Raw genomic sequence first — 21876 nt, 5'->3', positions numbered from 1 at the left:
CAGAGTGGTCAGTTTCTACGACCAGGTCGAGACGGCCCGGCTGCCGGCCCTGGTCGAGGCAGTGGCGGAGGGCGAGACGGTGCTGTTGGTGACCGATGCCGGGATGCCGTCGGTGAGCGATCCCGGCTACCGCCTCGTGGCAGCCTGCGTCGACGCGGGGCTGCCGGTGACCTGCCTGCCCGGTCCATCGGCAGTGACGACTGCGCTCGCCTTGTCCGGCTTGCCCGTCGAACGGTTCTGCTTCGACGGGTTCGCGCCGCGCAAGCAGGGACAGCGTCGAACCTACTTTCGGTCGGTGCTCGCCGAGTCGCGTGCGATCGTCTTCTTCGAGGCACCGCATCGCCTCGTCGCGTGCCTCGACGACGCCGTCCACGAACTCGGCCCCGATCGCCGTGCCGCCGTGTGCCGGGAACTGACCAAAACCTACGAGGAGGTCAGACGCGGCGGCCTGGGCGAGCTGCTCGAATGGGCGAGGGGCGGAGTGCGCGGCGAGATCACCGTCGTACTCGAAGGAGCAGTCGCTGTCGCCGAGGAGCCCGAGGACCTCGTCGCCGAGGTGGAAGCGCTGGTGGCGTCGGGCATGCGGTTGAAGGACGCCTGCGCTCAGGTGGCGGTCGACGGCGTCTCCAAACGAGAGGTCTACGAGGCCGTTCTCGCGGCACGCAAAGAGCAGTAGCGCTCAGCCCGTCACTTGCTGGCGCAGACCCTCGGTCGCGGCCTCGAGGATCGTCTTGGTTCCCTTCTTCACCAGAAAGCCGGGAAGAGGAGCTTTCGGGTCGACCGTCAGCTCGAACTCGACGTGGGTACCGCCGTCCTTCGGCGTCAAGGTGTAACGGCCTTCCTGGGCCTTCTGCTGGTTGCTCTCCACGAGAGTCCACGACACCTCGTTGTCCGACCACGTGTACTCGACGAGCTGATCGTCGTTGACGCCGATGATCGAGACCTGCATCTTCACGTGGTGCGGTCTGCCGTCGTCGAAACGATCGACGACTTCGCACTTCTTGTGCACCGGGGACCACGAGGGAATGCCCTCGACGTCCGCGAGAACGTCGAGTACTGCCGCTGGGTCTGCTTCGATGTCGACGGACTTGCTCACTGTGACTGCCATGGGGAGAACGTATCTCAGCTTTCTACGCTCGGGCTGACGTTCCGCGCGAACTCGCCGATAGCTTTGAGTGCGCGGCGGGCCTCGGGGACGAAATCGGCAGCTTGGAAGACGTGTACCTGATCTTCGAAGACCTGAAGTTCGCACTCCACTCCGGCGACCGCGAGACGCTCGGCCATGAGTTCGGCATCGGCATAGACCATTTCGGTGGAACCGACCTGAATCAACACCGGCGGCAAACCGGCGAGGTCACCGTCGACGGGAGAGACACGCGGGCCGCGTTCGCCCTCGACGACGATGCGCGCATCGACGCGATCGGCCAGTTCGGTCAGAGCGGGAACCGCGTTGGACGGAAAGACGGAACACTTGGACGCGTTCTCGTGGTCGAGCTTGCCGGAGGGGTCCATATCGGTCAGCGGCGACATCGTGAAGATGCCTGCGGGGGCAGGCAGGCCGACGGTGCGCAACGCCAGAGCGAGCATGAACGCGAGATAGCCACCCGCCGAGTCGCCGCCGAGGACGATCTGCTCCGGGCGGTATCCGGAATCGAGGAGGAAGCGGTACGCGTCGACGCCGTCCTCGACCGCATGGCTGATCGGATTTCTCGGCATCATGCGGTAGTTCACCGACAGGACCGAGCCGTCGACGACCTTCGAGACCCGGGAGGTCATTCGGCGATGCGTACGCAGGCCGCAGCATACGAACGCTCCGCCGTGCAGATAGAGGACCACGCGATCGGTCCCGGTTCCCTCGGCGCGGATCCATTCCGCCTCGCACTCGGCCAGCATGACGCGGCTGCGCATGGTGCCGCTGATCTGCGGGACCAACAGTCCGGCGTAGTCGACCAAGCCCATCGGCCACGGAAGGGAGGGTGCCTTCGCCCAGATCGTCAGGAACGGTCGAACCGTGAGCTGGAGGGACTTGGACAGAATCTGCGACTGCAGGCTGGCACCACGGATGTCCTGCCTGCGTGCGGTGGTTGCCCGATCGGTCGATTTCACTACGGTGAGCGCCGGATTCATGGCCGTCGCCTCCATCCCCGTTGTCGTTGTGCGCCGCGTGTGCGCCGTGCGTCGGAACCCCGGTCTATGTGGAACCGCTCTTAACGGACAATAGCGGGTAGCTTTTCGCCAGCCGTCGTAAGGTCGTGTTCTGAGTCACATTCGGTGCCGTAACGTGATCGAAAACGAACAGAAAAAGGGACAGCTCATGGCATTCATGCCCATCACGGAATCGATGTTTCTGATCGCGGAGTCACGGGAGCACCCGATGCACGTGGGCGGTCTGCAGTTGCTCGTGCCGCCCGGTGATCCGCACGAGTTCGCCGAGGAAATGCACAGCAAATTCACCACCGGAGAGGTGCACGAGCTCTTCCGTAAGCGGCCTGCGCGTCCGGTGCAGATCATGGGAAATCTCGCCTGGGCATTCGATCCGGACGTCGACTTCGAGTACCACGTTCGACGTACTGTGCTGCCGACCCCGGGACGAATTCGCGAGCTGTTCCAGTTCATCTCGCTCAACCACAGCACGCCGCTCGACCGATACCGGCCGATGTGGGAGCTGCACATCATCGAAGGATTGGCCGACGGCCGAATTGCGCTGTACACCAAAATGCACCACTCGCTGGCCGACGGAGTGAGTGCCTTGAAGCTGACCCAGCGGACGCTCTCCACCGACCCCGAGGATCGGAAAGGTCTTGCTGCGTGGGATCCGTCCCTGTTCGGCCGGCGAAAGAAGCAGGTTGCCACGCAGGAGCCCGGCCGGTTGGCGCAGCTGGGCAGCGGGCTCTCGATGGGACGCAAGATCGTCGGTGATCTGGTCGACTTCGCGCCCGCGTCGGCGCGCATCGGATTGCGCGCGCTGAAGAAAGAGGGAGCGCAGCTGCCGCTGCAAGCGCCGAGGACCATGTTCAACGTGCCCATCGGCGGAGCTCGCCGCTTCGCCGCCGAGAGTTGGTCGATCGAGCGGATTCGCACGGTCGGCAAGGCCCTCGATGCAACTCTCAACGACATGGTGCTCGCGATGTGCGCCGGCGCTCTGCGCGCGTACCTCATCGATCAGAACGCGCTGCCCGAACAGCCACTGATCGCCATGGTGCCGGTGTCGCTGCGCAAGGACGGGGACGACAAGGACGCCGGAAACTCGGTGACGACCATCCTGTGCAACCTGGGAACCGACGAATCCGACCCGGTTCTCCGGCTCGAACGAATCAAGGATTCGACCGTCAAGGGCAAGCGGATGATGAGCGAGCTGAACACCCTCGAAGCGCTGGCCATCGGCGCAATCACGATGGCCCCGTTGCTGTTCGGCCCGGTACCGGGATTCGTCGACAACACCCCGCCGCCCTTCAACGTCATAATCTCCAACGTGCCCGGCTCCAAAGAGGAGCTGTACTGGAACGGCGCGAAACTCGATGGCATGTACCCGGCGTCGATCGTGGCCGACGGTCTGGCGCTCAACATCACCGTCGCCAGTAACGGCGACTCGCTGAACTTCGGTCTCATCGGTTGCCGACGCAGTGTGCCGCACCTGCAGCGCATGCTGACGCATCTGGAGAACACGTTGGAGGAGCTCGAAAAGACCCTGTGAGCGGCTTCGCCGCATGTGAATGGAACTTCGTAGCAGAGGTCGAAGTTCCACTCACATGCGCGGAGCGCTCTACTCGTATTTGGGGAACACCGGCGTCGGGGTCGGCAATGAGGTACCGGGTACCGAACGTGTTGCGATGGCGGTGAACTCGCGCTCGGTTGCACCGAGCAGATCGAGAATGCGCGACGCGGAATCGGGCATGATCGGCTGCGCCAGGATGCCGACGATGCGCACTACTTCGAGCGTCACGTACAGCACGGTGGCCATGCGATCGGGATCGGTCTTGCGCAGTACCCACGGCTGTTGCAGCGAGAAGTAGCGGTTGGTCTCGCCGAGTACCGACCAGGTGGCTTCGAGTGCGGAATGCAGTGCCTGCACCTCGAATTCGCGTCGGCAGATCTCGAGCAGTGCGTCCGCGCGCGCCAACATCGCTTCGTCCTCGGCGGTGAAGTCGCCCGGCGTCGGAAGCATGCCGTCGAGGTTCTTGGCCACCATCGTCAGCGAACGCTGAGCGAGGTTGCCGAGCTCGTTGGACAGGTCAGCGTTGACTCGGGCCACGATCGCCTCATGGCTGTAACTGCCGTCCTGACCGAACGAGACCTCGCGCAGGAAGAAGAATCGCACCGGATCGAGACCGTAGTTCTCCACCAACGACTGCGGGTCCAGAACGTTGCCGAGGGACTTCGACATCTTCTCGCCCTTGACGTTGAGGAACCCGTGCACGAACACCCGCTTGGGTAGCTCGATACCCGCGGACATCAGGAAGGCCGGCCAATAGACGGTGTGGAAGCGCGTGATGTCCTTGCCGATGATGTGCAGATCGGCCGGCCAGAACTTCCGGTACGACTCGGACTCGACGTCGGGATAGCCCGCCCCGGTGAGGTAGTTGGTCAGCGCATCGACCCACACGTACATCACGTGCGCCGGGTCGCCGGGCACCGGCACACCCCAGTCGAACGTGGTTCGAGAGATCGACAGGTCCCGCAGGCCGCCCTTGACGAAATTCACGATCTCGTTACGGCGCGTGTTGGGCGCGATGAAGTCCGGCGATGCGTCGTACAGCTCGAGCAGTTTGTCCTGGTACTGCGAAAGCCGGAAGAAGTACGACGGCTCCTCGGTCCATTCGACGGGAGTGTTGGTCTCCGTCGCGACTCGGGAGCCGTCCTCGGCAAGAGTTGTTTCGGCCTCGGTGTAGAACGCCTCGTCCCGCACGGAGTACCAACCGGAGAACGCATCGAGATAGATGTCTCCGTTCGCCTCCATCCGCTTCCACAATTCCTGGCTCGCGGCAAGGTGGTCGGCGTCGGTGGTGCGAATGAAGCGCTCGTACGAAATCTTCAGTAGATCCTGAGCGGTCTGGAACGCGTCCGAGTTGCGCGCCGCCAGTTCGCGGACGTCGATGCCCTCGTTCTGTGCGGTCTGCTGCATCTTCAGGCCGTGCTCGTCGGTGCCCGTCAGGAATCGCACGTCGTAGCCGTCGAGGCGTTTGAAGCGGGCGATGGCGTCGGTGGCGATGTACTCGTAGGCGTGCCCGATATGCGGAGCGCCGTTGGGGTAGGCGATCGCAGTGGTGACGTAGAAGGGTGGCCGTGAGGCATCAGCTGGCGCAGTCATGGTTCGCCTACTCTAACTTTCGTGAGCAAAGACCGTCCCGCACCTCCGTTGCCCGAGCCTGTCGGCACTCTCGTCGACGCGCACACCCACCTCGATGCGTGCGGAGCGACCGACGCGGCGAGTGTGGCCACCATCGTCGATCGAGCCGAGTCCGTCGGCGTCACACGGGTGGTCACGATCGCCGATGACCTCGACGCCGCCCGCTTCGCCGTCGACGCCGCCTCGTGGGATTCGCGGGTGTGGGCCGCGGTGGCCATCCACCCCACTCGCGCGAACGTGCTCGACGACGCGACCAGAGCCGAGATAGAGCGGTTGGCGTCGGATCCTCGGGTGGTCGCCGTCGGTGAGACGGGACTGGACTATTACTGGCCCGGCAAGCTCGACGGCTGCGCGACGGTGACCGAACAGCACGACGGTTTTCGCTGGCACATCGATCTGGCGAAGCGGCTGAGAAAACCGCTGATGATTCACAACCGGGAGGCCGACGAGGATCTGCTCGCGGCGTTGCGGGCGGAGGGCGCTCCCGAGACGGTGATCTTCCACTGCTTCTCCGGCGGTCCCGAGACTGCGAGAGCATGCGTCGACGCGGGTTACGTCCTCAGTTTCTCCGGGACGGTCAGTTTCAAGAATGCGCATGCGCTGCGCGAGGCGGCGCTGCTCGTGCCGGACGAGCTGGTGCTGGTGGAGACCGACGCGCCGTTCCTCACCCCGCATCCGTTCCGCGGTGCGCCGAACGAGCCCTATTGCCTGCCGTACACCGCGCGGGCGTTGGCCGAGGTTCGTGGTCAGGATCCGGCCGAGTTGGCTGCACATGCCACTGCGAACGCCGAGCGGGTGTACGGGCTGTAGCCGGCGAAGTTGCGGCGCGGGTACTAATTCGTTACCGTACCGTGACCGAACTTGGGTGTTTCGCGCCGAAGTCACGCTCGCAACCGCCAGGAATACACAACTTGTCGACTTTCACACGCCTCAACTCCGCTCGTTCGACGACGCTTTACCTGGTCGTGGCGGCCTTGTTGATGACACTCGTCGCCGGTGGTGTGATGGCGGTGAGCCGTCACAAGACCGTGACGATCGATGTCGACGGCGACATGATTTCGCTGAGCACGATGAAGACAGACGTCAACAGTGCGCTGGTCGACGCGGGTTACGCGCCGTCGGACAAGGATCTGGTCGTTCCCGCACCGGACTCCGGGCTCAGTGACGGAGACACCGTCGTCCTGCGCCGCGCTCGCGAGATCACCCTGAACGTGGACGGCACGCCCGAGCAGATCTGGACCACCGCCCTGACCGTCGACGAAGCGCTGCAGCAGACCGGTCTGGACGAGGACGTCCACGTATCGGCCTCGCGCTCGGACCGCCTGCCCCTCGACGGCACCGAACTCGACGTAGCGCTACCCAAGCAGGTCTCGCTCGCCGACGGCGGCGCTCCCGCCGTGCCGGTCACCGAGGCTGCACCGACCGTGCGCGAATTCCTCGAAGCAGCGGGCGCTCCGCTCGAAGAAGCAGACACCGTCACCCCCGATCCCGATGCCACCGTCACCGACGGCGCCGAGATCGTCATCACGCGCAACCGCACCGTCACCAAGACCGAAACCACCGATACCGAGGCACCCGCGCAGCGCATCGAGGATCCGACGATGAACATGAGCCGGACGATCGTCGAGAACCCGGGCGCTCCGGGCGTCTCCGACATCACGTGGAAGATCAACATGGTCAACGGCAAAGAGGTCGGCCGCGAAAAAGTCGACGAGAAGGTCGAGGTGCCCGCGCAGCCCAAGACCGTTCGCGTCGGAGCCAAGCCCGGCACCGAGGTGCCGCCGGTGCAGAACGGTGCGATCTGGGATGCGCTCGCTCAGTGCGAGGCCACCGGCAACTGGGCCATCAACACCGGCAACGGTTTCTTCGGCGGCGTGCAGTTCGACCAGAACACCTGGGAACGGCAGGGCGGCCTCAAATACGCACCGCGCGCCGATCTCGCCACCCGCGAGGAGCAGATCGCCATCGCATCGGTGACACAGAAGTCCCAGGGCTGGGGCGCATGGCCTGCCTGCACCTCGCGCCTGGGTTATCGCTGACTGCCTTGGGTCATTCCGCAGGCTCCACTCCTGCCTTTCTGGGTCATTCCGCAGGCTCCACTCCTGCCTTTCTGGGTCATTCCGCAGGCTCCACTCCTGCCTTTCTGGGTCATTCCGCAGGCTCCACTCCTGCCCACGTAGAGTTTCGGCCGTGTCCGAACATGTGAGGGGATCTGCGGCTCTGCTCGGTCCTGCCGAGGTCCGCTCTCTCGCCGCCGAGCTCGATGTGCGGCCCACCAAACAGCTCGGTCAGAACTTCGTGCACGACGCCAACACGGTTCGACGCATCGTCGCCTCGGCCGGCGTCGGCCCGCAGGACACTGTGCTCGAGGTCGGACCCGGTCTCGGTTCGTTGACTCTCGCGCTGCTCGACGTCGCCGATTCGGTCATCGCCGTCGAGATCGACCCCAAGCTGGCAACCCGGTTGCCCACGACGGTGGCCGAGCGGGCTCCGACTCTGGCCGACCGACTGACCGTGATCGAGGCCGACGCCTTGCGAGTTCGAGCGGCGGACATCGCCGGCGAGCCGACCGCGTTGGTGGCGAACCTGCCGTACAACGTCGCGGTTCCGGTTCTCATCCACCTGTTCTCGGAATTGCCGAGCCTTCGCGTTGCCGTGGTGATGGTGCAGGCCGAGGTGGCCGATCGGCTTGCCGCAGTCCCGGGCAGCAAGATCTACGGCATCCCGAGCGTCAAGGCCAGATTCTTCGGTGACGTCAAAAGAGCAGGTGCAGTAGGCCGTTCGGTGTTCTGGCCGGTGCCCAAAGTCGAGTCGGGGCTGGTGCGAATCGACCGATACGCCGAGCCGCCGTGGCCGACCGACACCGCGCATCGCAAGGCAGTCTTCGCGGTGATCGATGCCGCATTCGCACAACGGCGCAAGACGCTACGAGCGGCTCTGGCAGGGTGGGCCGGCTCGCCGGTCGCCGCCGAACGTCGATTGCGCGAGGCCGGCATCGATCCGACCGCCCGCGGCGAGACCATCGACGCTGCGGCGTTCGTCCGCTTGGCCGCCACCGAAGCCTGATCGATTTACAAGTGCACGTCGGACAGTCTCGTCAACTCGGTCCACGTCGACGCACCCTCGCGAGCTGCCGCCACCGGTGCATAGCGATCGGCCGCGATCAGCATGTCCAGTTCGAGACCCGTCGCCGACGCGATGTCGGCTACCGGAACCTGGTAGGTCCGGTACGGGCCGGAGGGGCGGGGGATCGGTCTCGAGCCGCAGCGGCTTGTCGAGGACAGGGCCGAGGGACGGCGACTGATCCAGGACGTAACCGGTGCACGCGGGAGTCGAATCCTGCGACCACACGGCGATCTTGAAGAACTGCCGAGGAATGGCGATTCCCCGGTAGATCGGATCGTCGTCGGCGAAGATGCAGCCGCTGAAGACCGAAAGCCGTCGGCCGTACTGTTCGGCGTACCCGAGAACGTAGTCCTCGAGCCCGAGCCAGAGTGTCTTGGACTGGTTCAGAGTGGCCGTCTGAGGAGCGCACACCGTGTAGTGAAAGGTGTCCTTGTTGGCGCGCTGGGCCACCGACAGCTCGCCCCACACCGGATCTCGCCTGCGGACCAGATGCCCGCGATCGAGGTCGTTGTTCGAGTACAACTCGTTGCCGGCCTGCTGCGACGCCTGCAAATGATCGTCCAACCGCCAGTCGTCACCCCGCGCAACATCCTTCATGTTCGCGCCGTCGATGTTGACGCCGGTGACCGCGGCGAGGCGTCGAGCGGGGTCGATGGACACCGAGAAGTGCGTGTACGGAAGGACCAGCACGCCGGGGCGGTCGGGCAACGGAACATCGATGTCGGCCAAGAACTTCGGGTCGAAACCGAGTGGTGTCGTCATTGCTGCATTGACTCACGTCCCGGTTACCGGAGAGTGAACTGCCGCCAGGTAGCGCTCGGTCAGTCGTGCGTGCTTCTGGGCCACCAGGCGGCATTCGTCACGTAGCTCAGGTGGATCGAGCACGGTGAAATCGGTGTCGAACGCCGCCAGCCACCGCGCGATCGACGGCAGGGAATCTCCGGACAGCACCACCGCGCAAGTATCGCCGTCGATGGATTCGATTGCGCCCCATTGCTCGTCGACCATCGGAGCAATCGTCTCGATCGGGGCGTGCAATGCGATCCTCGCCTGTACCTGACTGAACGCGCGATCGATTCCTTTCGAGACGAACGCGGCCGCACCGCCTTCCGGTAACTCGCGCGGGGTGAACCGGGGACCCGTCGGAATCTTCGGAATCAACCGATCCACGCGATACGACCGCCAATCCTCCCGCTGCACATCCCATCCCAGCAGATACCACCGGGCACCTGCCCGCACCAGGCTGTACGGCTCCACCTCGCGTCTGGACTCGGAACCGTCGTGCTTGCGGTAGTCGAATCGCAGCCGCTCGTGCCCATGGCACACCGCGGCCACCGTCGACAGCACCGATGCATCCACCGCCGAGCGCGGCGTATGTTCCACCACGTCGATCCGCAGAGCGTCGAGCCGATGCCGAATGCGCGAGGGCATCACCTGACGCAACTTTGTCAACGCCCGCAGCGACGCCTCCCCGATGCCCGCCACCGACCCACCCGCCGCCGACTGCAAACCGAACGCGACCGCCAGCGCCTCGTCGTCGTCGAGCAACAGTGGCGGCATCTCGGCACCGGGTCCGAGCTGGTAACCGCCACCGACACCCGGCGTCGCATTGACCGGATAACCGATGTCGCGAAGCTTGTCCACATCGCGCCGCAACGTACGAGGCGTGACGTCGAGCCGTTCCGCCAACTCCGAGCCCGCCCAATCACGACGGGTCTGAAGCAGCGACAACAACCGCAACAGCCGAGCCGATGTTTCCTTCATAGCGACACGATGACACGCAATGCGGACACATTCGGTCCGCTTTGCCGACTCGCTACCGCCGCCCAAGTCCACTGAATGTGACATTGACCCCCACAAAGGCCACTGAACGTCACATTGACTACCCGCCGGAGGCCGCCCTGGTGGTGAACTCGGCTCCTGTTTCTCCACTACTGTGGTTACTCGTGCTGTCTGTCGTTCCCACACCCGTTGTCGTTCGGGCCCCGTCGAAGGTGAATTTGCATCTCTCGGTCGGTGACCTGCGTCCCGATGGCTTTCACGAGTTGACGACGGTGTTCCAGGCGCTCTCGCTCTCGGACGAACTGTCGGTGATTCCAGCGAAGACTCTCGCGGTACGGGTGCGCGGCGACGACGCGAAGGTGGTTCCCACGGATTCGCGGAATCTGGTGTGGAAGGCCGCGGAGCTGCTGGGGCGTCGAGTCGGACGCGAGCCGTCGGTGGAGATCACCATCGACAAGGGCATTCCGGTGGCCGGGGGGATGGCAGGCGGAAGCGCCGATGCCGCCGCGACCCTGGTGGCGCTCAATGCGATGTGGCATCTCGATCTCTCGCGTGACGAGCTCGACGAGGTGGCCGCGGAACTGGGCAGCGACGTGCCGTTCTCGCTTCATGGCGGTACGGCCGTCGGGACCGGCCGGGGTGAAAAATTGCTTCCGGTGCTCTCCCGCAACAGTTTTCACTGGGTGCTGGCCCTGGCGAAGGGTGGTCTGCAGACGCCCGCGGTGTACAACGAGCTCGACGAGTTGCGGGCCAAGGGCACCCCGCCGCGCCTGGGCGGTACCGCGGATCTGATGCATGCGCTCGCGTCCGGTGATCCGCGCGCCCTGGCGCCGTTGCTCGGTAACGACCTGCAGGCTGCTGCGGTGTCGCTGATGCCACAGCTGCGTCGGACGCTTCGGGCGGGAGTCACTGCGGGAGCGTTGGCAGGCATCGTGTCGGGCTCGGGTCCCACGTGTGCGTTCCTGTGTGTCGATGCCGACGCGGCGGTGTCGGTGAGTGCTGAATTGTCCGGTGCAGGCGTGTGCCGCACCGTCCGTGTTGCGAGTGGACCGGTTCCCGGTGCTCGTGTGGTCACTAGTGAATCGATTGGTTTTTCCTGATGGTCAATCTCGTCAATCTCGAAAACGTCAGCAAGTCCTTCGGCGTCAAACCCCTGCTCGACGGCGTCTCCCTCGGAGTGCAGGAGGGTGAACGTATCGGCATGGTCGGCCTCAACGGCGGCGGCAAGACCACCACCCTCGAGGTCCTCGCGGGCATCGAACCCCCCGATTCGGGACGCGTGAGCCGAGTCAACGGTCTGCGAATGGCCGTCGTCACTCAGCGCGGCGTGCTGCCGCCCGGGTCGACCGTCGGCCAGGTGGTGCTGGACCCACTGGGAATGGCCGAGCACGAGTGGGCCGGCGACTCCCGGGTGCGGAACATTCTGACGGGTATCGGTATTGCCGACCTCGGGCCGGCCGGTAGCTCGGGGCTCGATGCGCCGATCGACAACCTGTCCGGCGGTGAGCGTCGACGCGTGGCGTTGGCAGCGGCCCTCGTGCAGGATCTCGATCTGCTGGTCCTCGACGAGCCGACCAACCACCTCGACGTCGAGGGCGTGCAGTGGTTGGCCGCGCACTTGGTCAACCGGCGCAGCGCGCTGGTGGTCGTCACTCACGATCGCTGGTTCCTCGACACCGTCGCGAACAGAACGTGGGAAGTGGTCGGCGGCGGCGTCGAGGCCTACGAGGGCGGCTACAACGATTGGGTGTTCGCCCGCGCCGAGCGGTCCCGCCAGGCGGACGCATCCGAGGAGCGTCGCCGCAACCTCGCTCGCAAGGAACTGGCGTGGCTGCGCCGCGGCGCTCCGGCCCGTACCTCCAAGCCCAAGTACCGCATCGAAGCGGCCGAGGCGCTGATCGCCGACGTGCCCGCACCGCGTGACTCCGTCGCGTTGTCCTCCTTTGCTCAACGTCGTCTCGGCAAGGTCGTCATCGAACTCGAAGACGCCCGCCTCGAAACCCCCGACGGCCGCGAATTGGTGAAGGACTTCACCTGGCGTCTGGCTCCCGGCGAGCGCGTCGGCCTTGTCGGCGTCAACGGTTCGGGTAAGACGACAATGCTCCGCACGCTCGCCGGTGAACTGCAGCCCGCTGCCGGTAAGCGCATTCAGGGCCAGACCGTCAAGATCGGTTGGCTGAAGCAGGAATTGGACGACCTGCCCAAGAAACTGCGGGTGCTCGACGCGGTCAAGGAGGTGGCCGAGCGGATCACCCTCGGCGACAGGGAGATTTCTGCCGGGCAGCTCGCGGAGCGGCTCGGCTTCACCCCGGCCCGCCAGCGCACCCCCGTCGGAGATCTTTCCGGTGGCGAGCGGCGTCGACTGCAGCTCACACGGGTACTGATGGCCGAGCCCAACGTGCTGCTGCTCGACGAGCCCACCAACGATCTGGACATCGACACCCTGCAGCAGCTCGAAGACATCCTCGACGGCTGGGCGGGCACTCTCGTTGTCATCAGTCACGACCGGTACCTGATCGAGCGCATTTGTGATTCGACCTGGGCACTGTTCGGCGACGGCAAGCTCACGAACCTGCCCGGCGGTATCGACGAGTACCTGCGTCGGCGTGCAGTCATTGCAGCCGAGGCCACGCCGGATTCGTTGACCACCGGCGGGGTGCCGCGCAAGGCGACCCGGGATGCGGCGTCGGAGCGTGCGGCCCGCAAGGAGCTCAGCAAACTCGAGAAGCTCGTCATCCGGCTCTCCAAGCGTGAGGCCGAGTTGCACGCCGAGCTGGCCGAGGCGGCCACCGCGCCCGACCAACTCGTTGCCCTCGACACCGAACTCAAGCAGGTCCTCGCGGACAAGGATGTCGCCGAGGAACGATGGATGGAGTTGGCCGCCGAACTCGAGTGAGCGGCTTCGCCGCATGTGAGTGGCATTTCGTAGCCCACTACGTAGTTTCGCTCACATGCGCGCAGCGCATACTGGAGATATGACATCGGTCGTCGCGGAAGTACTCGGTTCGGATTTCTCCCGCCTGCATCCCAAGGTCCAATGGCGCTTCGGATTGCAGTCCTCGGATGATCTCGCCCAGTTCGGGGTGGGCGTGATGGAGGAGATGACCCATTCTCGGCTGGTTCCGCCGCCGTTGCTGTGGGCCGGACGCAAGCGCGGCCTGTTCCCCGCCGGTGTGGGTAAGGACGTTCCGTTCACCATCGCCAACTATGCTTACGTCGACGAATTGGGCCGCGAGACATTGTCTTTCGTTCGGCGCTTCGCCTTCCCGGGCCGCCCGCAGGGGATGAACTCGGTGATGGTGTCCTCGGCCGAATCCGACGAGTATGCGCTGGACTACCTGGGCTTCTCTTCGGACATGGTGGTGCACACCAAGTGTGAGGTCGACGATGAGGGTGGTCTAATTCTCGAGAGCGAGGTCCCCCGATTCCTGCTCGGCCCGGTGGCCCCGAAGTTGCCGAAGGTGGCGTCGGCGCTGACGATCGGTCGGGAGTGGTGGGACGCGGCCGAGGAACGGCACCGCATCGAGATCAAGGTCCAGAGTCCGGTTCTCGGGCAGCTGTTTCTGTATCGCGGGTGGTTCACCGCTGAGGAGCGTCCGTGTTCTCCCGCCGACGTTCCCGACGACGCGCGTCCGCGGTCTGTCGAGTCTCGCGAATAGCGCTACTGTTACGCGTCGAATGATGTGCGTGTGAAGGGGAGTCAACAGTGGCCGTTGTCGAAGCCGAGGTTGTCGGCGGTGTCGGGCATATCGTCCTGAATCGGCCGGAGGCCCTGAACTCGTTGAACGGTGCCATGATCGACGGTATTCGAGCCGCTCTGGATGCGTGGCGAGACGACGATGCGGTCGGGTCGGTTCTGGTGACGAGCAGTTCACCGCGGGCGTTCTGCGCGGGCGGAGACATCAAGGCGATTCGGCAGTCCGTAGTCGAGGGCGACCACGAAGCAGGGGCACAGTACTTCTCGGCCGAATACGACCTGGACGAGTTGATCGCCTCCTATCCCAAGCCCTACATCGCTGTGATCGATGCTGCGGCCTTCGGCGGAGGTTTGGGGATATCGATTCACGGCAGCATCCGCATCGTCACCGAAAATGCGGTCTTGGCGATGCCCGAGACGGCAATCGGCTTTGTGCCGGACGTGGGGTCGAGCTACTTTCTCTCGCGGCTGCCCGGTCACGTCGGGCGTTACCTGGCGTTGACCGGAACGCGCATCACCGGATCCGATGCTCTGGCGCTCGGCTTGGCCACACATTTCTGCCCGAGCGACGCCCTGGACAAGCTGCAGGCTGAGATCCTGGGCGGCAAGGATCTCGACGACGTTCTGGAGCGCTACACCACGTCGACGTCGACGACCGAGCTGTCGTTCGACACGGGGGCGGTGGCGGCAGTGTTCGACAAGGCGTCTCTCGTCGACATCATCGATGCGTTGCAGTGCGACACTCCGTGGTCGCGGACCACAAAAACTCAGTTGGCGACTCTGTCACCGACATCGCTGATGGCCACCGACGCGCTGATTGCGTACGGAGCAGACAGCACGTTGCGTGAATGCCTCGACCGAGAGTTGCGGGTGGCGACATGGATCATCGGCGAGCCGGACTTCGCGGAGGGAGTGCGTGCGGTGCTGGTGGACAAAGACCGAGCTCCGCAATGGAAGCCTCTGGTACTCGAGATGGTGCGACCAGAGGCATTCCAGCAGTTGTTGTGACCGTCAGAGGATCAGCGGTAACCCTTGGCCGGGTTCTGCAGGTCCAGAACGATCGTCTGACCGTTGGAACGCACGTGGATCTCGGGGTTCTGCAGACCACCCGAGACGAGGTATTCGCCGAGGAGCTGCAGCAGCTCGTCGGGACCGACGGAGGTGTCGGGGGTGCGGATGTCGCCGGTGCGGCTGCCGAGTTCGTTCTGCGTCAAGCGGCCTGCGATGCGCACGGATGCGACACCCATCGCGGTGCGACGGTCGGGTGCCTGCCCGCGACCGAGCGACGGCGAGGAGCCGGCGTTGGCGCTGGACCCGTGAGACGTGGAGCGGCCGTTGGTGGGCAGGCCGTGTTCTGAGATCTGATCGCTTGTAGTCACTTCAACCTCGTTCGATTCCTTGGCGGGCTTCTCTGGACGACGTCGATCCGCGCTGGGTGGCGTTGATTCCGTGACGGACGACGTTGCTGGTGCAGGCGTTGTTGCGGACGCCTTCTCTGTGGACGTGACCTCTGCCGCCGACTTGTCGGTGGTAGAGGACTCGACCGCCTTCTCGGCGGGTGCTGCCGCCGAAGAATCGGCGCGGGAACCGGTGGGTGAAGCGGAGTCGGACTTGGAAGGCGTCGCCAACCGATGCGCCGGAGCGCCACCGACCTTGATCCCGGCCAATGGGTAGTTCGATGCCTTTGTCATGTCGTCTTCCACTTCATCCTGATTCCCAGGTGGTTCCGCGCCGAGATGTCACGATCGGATATCGATCACAACGAATTATCGGTGCCGAGCACGCAAAAACGTACTCGAAGTTTGTTCGGACACACCGAGAGTAGCATCACGATTGTTTAAGACGCCATTTTTTGTCCGATATGTTTGTTCTGGATCCTTAACCACACCGCAAATCCCCACGCCACGAACGTCGCGTACACCAGATAGAGCACTGCGGACGGATAGAATCCGGCGACCACGAGCAGCGGCACACCCACGACGTCCACGGCGATCCAGATCAGCCAGAACTCGGTGAGGCCGCGCGCCATTCCGAAGGTTGCCAACATCGATCCGGTGAAGATCCACGCGTCGGCCCATTTGCCGAACGAGCCGAGGTAGCCGAACAGTTGAGCGAACACCACGGTACCGACGATCGCGACAACGGCCATCGCCGTTCGCTCTCGCGCTGTGCCCCACCTCGGGAGCACGGCGGCCCCCGATCGCCTCGAATCTCGCATCCAGCGCGCCAGCCCGTAGACACTCACGGCGATGAACATCAGCTGGCGTCCCGCCTGACCGTAGAGATCGAGCGCCTGCGGGGTGTGGAACACGCCGCCGAGAAAGACTGTGAACAGCAACGCGTTTCCGATGATCCCCACCGGCCACGCCCAGACGACGCGTCGCATACCGCCGATTGCCGACAGCAATCCGAATCCGTTGCCGACCACCTCACGCCACAGGACCGGGTGTCCGAACACACTGAATTCGGCGTCGAGCAGCTCGATCAACATGGGCCCGCAACGAGCGAGTGCAAGCTACTGATCACCCGCGGCGACGAGTGGCTCGAGGGTCAACTCGGGCATTTCCTTCTGGATGTACTGCAGTCGCCACTTGTCGCTCACCAGAGCGAGCAGTGCGCCATCGGTTCGAGTGAAGATCTCGACACCACGCTGCCGGCCCAACTCGACCGCCGATGCCGCGTCGGTTCGCCGCGCCAGCGAGTACCCGAGTGGTTCCATCCGAGCGTCGACGCCGAACTCGGTCTTCATCCGAGCGGTGACCACCTCGAACTGCATCGGGCCAACGGCCGCGAGCACCGGGGACGCGTCGCCGCGGATGTCGTTGCGCAGCACCTGCACCACGCCCTCCGAATCGAGCTGCTCGACGGCGCGGCGGAACTTCTTGTACTTGTCCGCGCTGTCCACCCGCAATGCCGAGAAATGCTCGGGAGCGAACGACGGAATCGGTGGGAACTCGACCTTCTTGTCGGTGTACAGCGTGTGTCCCGGGGCGAGTGCGGTGGCGTTGACCAGGCCGACGATGTCTCCGGGGTAGGCGTGCTCGACCGTCGTACGATCGCGGCCGAATACCGTCAACGCGTACTTGGTGGTGAACGGCTTCTTGGTCTGGGCGTGCGTGACGACCATTCCTCGCTCGAAGACGCCGGATACGACGCGCATGAATGCGAGTCGATCTCGATGGGCGGTGTCCATGCCTGCCTGCACCTTGAACACCACGGCGCTGAACGGGTCGGTCACCTCGCGTACGCCGCCGGAGGCGTCCTCACGAGATCCCGGGGCGGGAGCCAGGGCCACCAGGGTGTCGAGGATCTGCCGGACGCCGAAGTTGAGCATCGCCGAGCCGAAGATCACCGGCGAGGTCTGACCGGCCAGGAACATCTCCTGATCGTGCTGCTGACCGCTCGAGATCAGCAGATCGCTCTCCTCGACGGCGGTGTCCCAGTCGACGCCTTCGCGTTCGGCCGCGGCCTCGGCCGTCATGAATTCCTCGGGAGCGATGGTCGCGCCACCGGCGGTGCGGGTGAAGCGGATGTAGCTGCCGTCCTGCACGTCGAGCAGACCGCGGAAGTCTCCGGCGATACCGACGGGCCAGTACAGCGGCGTCGGAGTGAGACCGATTCGCGACTCGATCTCGTCGAGCAACTCGAGCGGCGACTGGCCCGGGCGGTCCCACTTGTTGATCACGGTGATGACCGGGATGCCGAACTGACGGCACACCTGGAACAGCTTGAGAGTCTGCGGCTCGAGACCCTTCGCGGCGTCGATGAGCATCACGGCCGCGTCGACTGCCGTCAGAACGCGGTAGGTGTCCTCGGAGAAGTCGGCGTGGCCGGGAGTGTCGACGAGGTTGACGACGTTGGTGATCTCGGCATCGGGAGAGGTCTGGTAGTTGAACTGCAGTGCAGTAGAACTCACCGAGATGCCGCGGGCCTTCTCCATTTCCATCCAGTCGGAGACGGTGGAGCGTCGGCCCGCTTTGCCGTGGATGGCTCCGGCCTCGGAGATGACGCGTGCGTGCAGCGCGAGGGCCTCGGTGAGTGTCGACTTACCGGCGTCGGGGTGAGAGATCACCGCGAATGTTCGACGCCTCGTGACCTCTGTCTCGAGTTCCTTGGCAGAGTTTCGAGACGAGCCGACGTTCGGTGCGGATCCATCCAGCGCTGCCGATCCGGACCCTTCGAGGGTTGCGTCGACGTCGGGGGTACTGGACGGGGTACTCACTGAAACCTCATTCTCCTGGCGAAGGCTGCACCGACATGGTCACCGAGCAGGAATTCTTGCGATCAAATTTCTAGGATACGCGGCCGGTTGTCCTCCGCGGCCGGGGCAGGACTGCCTAGTGTGAACGGTGGGGCGGGACTCACCTCACGAGGAGCAGCGCGTTGAGCAAGTTCACCGAAGAGATGTTCGAGACCGCGAGCACCAGCAAGCGGGGCCTCGTCACCGGCGAGCCCGACGAGGCGCTCCGACAGTCCTGGGGTGAAATTCACGAGCAGGCACGTCGAATGGCAGGAGCGCTGGCCGACGCGGGGGTCGAACACGGGGACGCGATCGGCATTCTGGCCGGCCAGCCGGTGGACATCGCGCCGGCGTGCCAGGCCACGTGGATGCGTGGGGCATCGGTGACGATGTTGCATCAGCCCACCCCACGAACCGACCTTGCCGTGTGGGGCGAGGACACCGAGACCGTCGTGCGGATGATCGAGGCCAAAGCCGTGATTCTCGGTGCTCCGTTCGATATCGCTGCACCCGTGCTCGAGGAGCGCGGTATCACGGTGCTGAAGATAGAGGACATGAAGACCGGCCGCGATATCGATCCGGTGCCGACGTCCGAGTCCGATATCGCGCTACAACAGCTCACGTCCGGCTCGACCGGTTCGCCGAAGGCAGTGCGAATCACGCACGAGAACTTCTACGTCAACGCCTACGCAATGATCGACCGCATCGAGTTCGACGTCGATTCCGACGTGATGGTCAGTTGGTTGCCCCTGTTCCACGACATGGGGATGGTGGGCTTTCTGTCGGTGCCGATGCAGGTCGGTGCCGAGGTCGTCAGCATCACGCCACTCGACTTCCTGCGCTCGCCGCTGTTGTGGGCCAAGCTCATCGCCAAGTACCGCGGAACCGTGACGGCAGCACCGAATTTCGCCTATTCGCTGTTGGCGCGTCGGCTGCGCCAGGCCGAGGACGACCTGGACCTCGACCTGTCGACTCTGCGCTACGCGTGGAACGGAGCCGAGCCGGTGGACCCGGAGACCATGATCTCGCTCGCCGAGGCGGGCGCTCAGTACAAACTGAATCCGCTCGCGCTCGCTCCGGTGTACGGAATGGCGGAAACGACTCTGGCCGTATCGATTCCGGATCCTGCGCGCGGGCAGGTCATCGACGTGGTCGACGCGGATCTGCTCGAGACCCTGGGTCGCGCCGTCCCGTCGACTCGCGGGAACACCCGATCCCTTGCCACGCTGGGCAAATTCGTGCCCGGACTCGAGGGGCGCGTCGTCGACAAGGAGGGACAGGTGCTCACCGCTCGCGGCGTCGGCATCATCGAGGTGCGTGGCAAGGCCGTCACACCCGGGTACATCACCGTCGAGGGGCCGGTGTCGACCCAGGACGCCGACGGCTGGCTCGACACCGGCGACATCGGCTACATCACCGAGGACGAACTGGTGGTCGTCTGCGGACGCATCAAGGACGTCATCATCATGGGCGGCCGCAACATCTATCCCACCGACATCGAACGGGCCGCAGGGACCGTCGCAGGGGTACGGCCGGGTAACGCTGTCGCCATTCGACTCGATGCCGGCGACAAGCGTGAAAGTTTCGCTGTAGCAGTGGAAACCAACGATTTCGGCAACCCGGACGAGGTCAAGCGTATCGAGCGCGAGGTGGTCCACGCCGTGCACTCCGAGGTGGGCGTACGGCCGCGAACCGTTGCGGTGCTCGGGCCGGGCAGTATCCCCAAGACATCGAGCGGTAAACTGCGGCGAGCGAATTCGGCGTCGCTGCTGAACTGATCAGCGCGGATGAACCCTGTTCTGCGCCGTTTCCAGTCCGGCCGAGAGCAGTAACTCGGCGGCGTCCGCTGCTTCCTCGACGACGACGCCGAGATCCTTGCGTTCGGGGGCCGAGAACGGCTTGAGTACGAACGATGCCGGATCCATTCGTCCGGGTGGGCGCCCGACGCCGACTCGAACTCGCAGGTAATCCTTGGTGCTCAAATGCTGGGAGATCGACCGGAGTCCGTTGTGGCCGCCCTCGCCGCCGCCGAGTTTGAGTCGCAGAGAACCGAAGTCGATATCCAACTCGTCGTGCACCACCACGATGTTCGCCGGGTCGATCGAGAAGAAGCGAGCCAACGCCGCTACCGGTTGGCCGGAGAGATTCATGAACGTACGTGGCTTGGCAATGACCACGGAGCGACTGCCCAGACGGGCTTGCACGACGTCGGAGTTGGACTTCTTGTGCGAGGAGAACGCCCCGCCGATGCGTCCGGCAAGGGCGTCGGCGACCATGAAACCCACGTTGTGGCGTGTCTTTTCGTACTGCGGACCAGGATTGCCCAGGCCGACGATCAGTGCCGGGCCGTCGAGAGGGGCAGATTCGGTGCTCACGTGCGTCATTGTCTCATCAACCATTCGAAACGAACGGCGCGCCGCTCCCGTGGGAGTCGGCGCGCCGTTCTTTCGTGCTGGGTGAGATCAGCTCTCGTCGGAGCTGTCGTCCGCAGTCCCGGCTTCTTCCTGGGTCTCTGCCTCGCCGGTCTCGGAGATCGGCTCGGTGCCTTCGCCCTCTGCGTCGAGCTCGTCCTCGGACGGTGCCTCGACGACGTTGACGAGCAGGAGTTCCGCATCGGAGATCAGTACGACGCCGTCTGCCAGCTGCAGGTCGCCGGCGGTGATCTGCTTGCCGATCTCCGCATCCTCGACGGAGACGGTGATGGACTCCGGGATCTCCAGTGCGTCGGCTTCGATCTCGACGTAGGTGGAGTCGGTGGTGACCAGCGTGCCGGGAGCGGCGTCACCCTCGACGATGATGTTGACCTCGACGGTGACGCGCTCGCCCTTCTGCAGGACGAGGAGGTCGGCGTGCTCGATGCTGCGACGGATCGGGTGCACGACGATGGACTTGGTGAGCGCCAGCTGCGACTTGCCCGCGATGTCCAGCGTCAGCACGGCGTTGGTGCCGTTGTTACGCAGAACGGCTGCGAACTCGCGAGCGTCGAGAGCGAGGTGCTGGGGATCGGTGGCGTGCCCGTACAGAACGGCGGGAACGAGGCCGTCGCGACGTGCGCGGCGAGCGGCACCCTTGCCGAATTCGGTGCGGACCTGCGCGGAGAGATTGTTTACCTTCGATGCCATGGTGCTACTTGCTCCTGATTACTGTGATCTGTGGTTCGTGCGGCGTACTTCGTCGGGCGGTCAAGCTCGTCGGGGCGGACACGAACGAGCGCGGCCAACGGGGCCGAGCCGCGTCGATAACGGTGGATCCGTACTTCTGTGGATCTACCCTCGCCGAGACAACCTGGAAAACAATACACGATGCTGCGCAGTGGCTTGGTTATGCGCCCCCGGCGGCACCTACCCGTGCCACTGCGAGCGCAGCGAGCAACTCGGAAGCCACCGACCTCGCCACCGAGATCGCATCCTCTCGGCCACCTGCCGTCCCCATCACCACCGCACCCTCGTGCAGCACCGACAGTCGGGTTCCCAGCGCGTCGGCATCGGGGTACCCGGCTTCGGTCGCCAGTCGAGCGAACAACGATCTCGTCCACGACTTCTCGGACTCGATGATCGCGAGGGCCGGGCTGTCGGTGCCACCGAATTCCGCGAACGCGTTGACGAATGCGCAGCCCCGATCGTTGCCGCGCATCCAGAGATCGAGTGCGTCGTACACCCCGAGGATGCGCGAATCTCCTATATC

19 protein-coding genes and 2 pseudogenes are annotated in these 21876 nt (G+C 64.6%); 10 read left to right on the top strand and 11 right to left on the bottom strand.

All coding sequences use genetic code 11. From position 1 onward, the window contains the following. Positions 1-676: 16S rRNA (cytidine(1402)-2'-O)-methyltransferase (gene rsmI / locus RHODMAR_RS21825; RefSeq protein WP_042940080.1), on the top strand; the 676-nt coding region annotated here is incomplete at its 5' end. Positions 677-679: 3 nt separating this feature from the next. Here rsmI and RHODMAR_RS21820 read toward each other — a convergent pair. Beyond that, positions 680-1108: an SRPBCC family protein gene (locus RHODMAR_RS21820; protein WP_042940075.1), complete on the bottom strand. Its 429-nt coding sequence runs from the start codon at positions 1106-1108 to the stop codon at positions 680-682. 14 nt (positions 1109-1122) lie between these two features. After that, positions 1123-2127, bottom strand: a complete 1005-nt coding sequence (locus tag RHODMAR_RS21815) for an alpha/beta hydrolase (protein WP_051048231.1) — start codon at positions 2125-2127, stop codon at positions 1123-1125. 187 nt (positions 2128-2314) lie between these two features. Here RHODMAR_RS21815 and RHODMAR_RS21810 point away from each other — a divergent pair, with 187 nt between their 5' ends. Beyond that, positions 2315-3694 (top strand): WS/DGAT/MGAT family O-acyltransferase, encoded by a 1380-nt coding sequence (locus RHODMAR_RS21810; protein WP_008718929.1) that lies wholly within the window; start codon positions 2315-2317, stop codon positions 3692-3694. 69 nt (positions 3695-3763) lie between these two features. Here the strand turns inward: RHODMAR_RS21810 and metG are convergent, their stop codons facing one another. Next, entirely contained in the window at positions 3764-5308 is a 1545-nt protein-coding gene (gene metG, locus RHODMAR_RS21805; RefSeq protein WP_008718927.1) for a methionine--tRNA ligase, read from the bottom strand. Between the two features lie 21 nt (positions 5309-5329). Here metG and RHODMAR_RS21800 point away from each other — a divergent pair, with 21 nt between their 5' ends. From RHODMAR_RS21800 to rsmA, 3 genes are all read left to right on the top strand, one after another. Further along, positions 5330-6157, top strand: coding sequence for a TatD family hydrolase (locus RHODMAR_RS21800; protein ID WP_042940074.1), 828 nt, complete (start codon positions 5330-5332; stop codon positions 6155-6157). A gap of 101 nt (positions 6158-6258) precedes the next feature. Beyond that, the gene (locus RHODMAR_RS21795) at positions 6259-7386 is read left to right on the top strand and encodes a resuscitation-promoting factor (RefSeq protein ID WP_042940073.1); all 1128 of its coding nucleotides are present in this window, start codon (positions 6259-6261) and stop codon (positions 7384-7386) included. Between the two features lie 151 nt (positions 7387-7537). Then, complete coding sequence (rsmA, locus tag RHODMAR_RS21790) at positions 7538-8413, top strand: 16S rRNA (adenine(1518)-N(6)/adenine(1519)-N(6))-dimethyltransferase RsmA (RefSeq protein WP_008718920.1); 876 nt, start codon at positions 7538-7540, stop codon at positions 8411-8413. Between the two features lie 288 nt (positions 8414-8701). Here rsmA and RHODMAR_RS29220 read toward each other — a convergent pair. Beyond that, positions 8702-9235 (bottom strand): annotated as a pseudogene (locus RHODMAR_RS29220) (DNA/RNA non-specific endonuclease); the annotation flags it as partial. Positions 9236-9247: 12 nt separating this feature from the next. Then, on the bottom strand, positions 9248-10237 hold the full coding sequence (locus tag RHODMAR_RS21785; RefSeq protein WP_042940072.1) for a helix-turn-helix transcriptional regulator: 990 nt from the start codon (positions 10235-10237) through the stop codon (positions 9248-9250). 182 nt (positions 10238-10419) lie between these two features. Here RHODMAR_RS21785 and RHODMAR_RS21780 point away from each other — a divergent pair, with 182 nt between their 5' ends. The 4 genes from RHODMAR_RS21780 (at position 10420) to RHODMAR_RS21765 (ending at position 14960) form a co-directional block, all read left to right on the top strand. Further along, positions 10420-11355: a 4-(cytidine 5'-diphospho)-2-C-methyl-D-erythritol kinase gene (locus RHODMAR_RS21780; protein WP_042940071.1), complete on the top strand. Its 936-nt coding sequence runs from the start codon at positions 10420-10422 to the stop codon at positions 11353-11355. Next, positions 11355-13151 carry an ABC-F family ATP-binding cassette domain-containing protein gene (locus RHODMAR_RS21775; RefSeq protein WP_008718913.1) on the top strand — a complete coding sequence of 599 codons (1797 nt, stop codon included), beginning with the start codon at positions 11355-11357 and terminating at the stop codon, positions 13149-13151. Before RHODMAR_RS21780 ends, RHODMAR_RS21775 begins: the two co-directional genes overlap by 1 nt. A 79-nt stretch (positions 13152-13230) precedes the next feature. Continuing rightward, entirely contained in the window at positions 13231-13914 is a 684-nt protein-coding gene (locus tag RHODMAR_RS21770; RefSeq protein ID WP_008718911.1) for a DUF4166 domain-containing protein, read from the top strand. Positions 13915-13961: 47 nt separating this feature from the next. Then, positions 13962-14960 carry an enoyl-CoA hydratase/isomerase family protein gene (locus RHODMAR_RS21765; protein WP_008718908.1) on the top strand — a complete coding sequence of 333 codons (999 nt, stop codon included), beginning with the start codon at positions 13962-13964 and terminating at the stop codon, positions 14958-14960. A gap of 11 nt (positions 14961-14971) precedes the next feature. Here the strand turns inward: RHODMAR_RS21765 and RHODMAR_RS21760 are convergent, their stop codons facing one another. The 3 genes from RHODMAR_RS21760 to RHODMAR_RS21750 all read right to left on the bottom strand — a co-directional run bounded on the left by RHODMAR_RS21760 (position 14972) and on the right by RHODMAR_RS21750 (position 18111). Then, complete coding sequence (locus RHODMAR_RS21760; RefSeq protein WP_042940078.1) at positions 14972-15643, bottom strand: hypothetical protein; 672 nt, start codon at positions 15641-15643, stop codon at positions 14972-14974. A gap of 146 nt (positions 15644-15789) precedes the next feature. Beyond that, positions 15790-16443, bottom strand: coding sequence for a nicotinamide riboside transporter PnuC (gene pnuC / locus RHODMAR_RS21755; RefSeq protein WP_008718906.1), 654 nt, complete (start codon positions 16441-16443; stop codon positions 15790-15792). 24 nt (positions 16444-16467) lie between these two features. Continuing rightward, positions 16468-18111: a peptide chain release factor 3 gene (locus RHODMAR_RS21750; RefSeq protein ID WP_042940077.1), complete on the bottom strand. Its 1644-nt coding sequence runs from the start codon at positions 18109-18111 to the stop codon at positions 16468-16470. A gap of 224 nt (positions 18112-18335) precedes the next feature. Here RHODMAR_RS21750 and RHODMAR_RS21745 point away from each other — a divergent pair, with 224 nt between their 5' ends. Further along, positions 18336-19970, top strand: a complete 1635-nt coding sequence (locus RHODMAR_RS21745; protein ID WP_008718901.1) for a fatty acyl-AMP ligase — start codon at positions 18336-18338, stop codon at positions 19968-19970. On the opposite strand, the gene pth is transcribed toward RHODMAR_RS21745, so the two are convergent. From pth to RHODMAR_RS21730, 3 genes and pseudogenes are all read right to left on the bottom strand, one after another. Next, a complete protein-coding gene (gene pth, locus RHODMAR_RS21740) occupies positions 19971-20576 on the bottom strand; it encodes an aminoacyl-tRNA hydrolase (RefSeq protein WP_008718899.1) in 606 nt (201 codons plus the stop codon). A gap of 78 nt (positions 20577-20654) precedes the next feature. Then, positions 20655-21314, bottom strand: coding sequence for a 50S ribosomal protein L25/general stress protein Ctc (locus RHODMAR_RS21735; protein ID WP_008718897.1), 660 nt, complete (start codon positions 21312-21314; stop codon positions 20655-20657). 199 nt (positions 21315-21513) lie between these two features. Next, positions 21514-21876, bottom strand: a pseudogene (locus RHODMAR_RS21730) (hypothetical protein); the annotation flags it as partial.

Source organism: Rhodococcus sp. AW25M09 (genome assembly GCF_000333955.1).
GTDB lineage: Bacteria > Actinomycetota > Actinomycetes > Mycobacteriales > Mycobacteriaceae > Rhodococcoides.
This window is presented reverse-complemented; position numbering and strand designations above follow the sequence as displayed.

Bases quoted from the DNA above. Each gene is read 5' to 3' on its own strand.
- pnuC (WP_008718906.1), bottom strand. From the start codon at position 16,443: ATGTTGATCGAGCTGCTCGACGCCGAATTCAGTGTGTTCGGACACCCG.
- RHODMAR_RS21815 (WP_051048231.1), bottom strand. From the start codon at position 2,127: ATGAATCCGGCGCTCACCGTAGTGAAATCGACCGATCGGGCAACCACC.
- RHODMAR_RS21775 (WP_008718913.1), top strand. From the start codon at position 11,355: ATGGTCAATCTCGTCAATCTCGAAAACGTCAGCAAGTCCTTCGGCGTC.
- RHODMAR_RS21810 (WP_008718929.1), top strand. From the start codon at position 2,315: ATGGCATTCATGCCCATCACGGAATCGATGTTTCTGATCGCGGAGTCA.
- RHODMAR_RS21770 (WP_008718911.1), top strand. From the start codon at position 13,231: ATGACATCGGTCGTCGCGGAAGTACTCGGTTCGGATTTCTCCCGCCTG.
- RHODMAR_RS21760 (WP_042940078.1), bottom strand. From the start codon at position 15,643: ATGACAAAGGCATCGAACTACCCATTGGCCGGGATCAAGGTCGGTGGC.
- RHODMAR_RS21785 (WP_042940072.1), bottom strand. From the start codon at position 10,237: ATGAAGGAAACATCGGCTCGGCTGTTGCGGTTGTTGTCGCTGCTTCAG.
- pth (WP_008718899.1), bottom strand. From the start codon at position 20,576: ATGACGCACGTGAGCACCGAATCTGCCCCTCTCGACGGCCCGGCACTG.
- RHODMAR_RS21820 (WP_042940075.1), bottom strand. From the start codon at position 1,108: ATGGCAGTCACAGTGAGCAAGTCCGTCGACATCGAAGCAGACCCAGCG.
- RHODMAR_RS21735 (WP_008718897.1), bottom strand. From the start codon at position 21,314: ATGGCATCGAAGGTAAACAATCTCTCCGCGCAGGTCCGCACCGAATTC.
- metG (WP_008718927.1), bottom strand. From the start codon at position 5,308: ATGACTGCGCCAGCTGATGCCTCACGGCCACCCTTCTACGTCACCACT.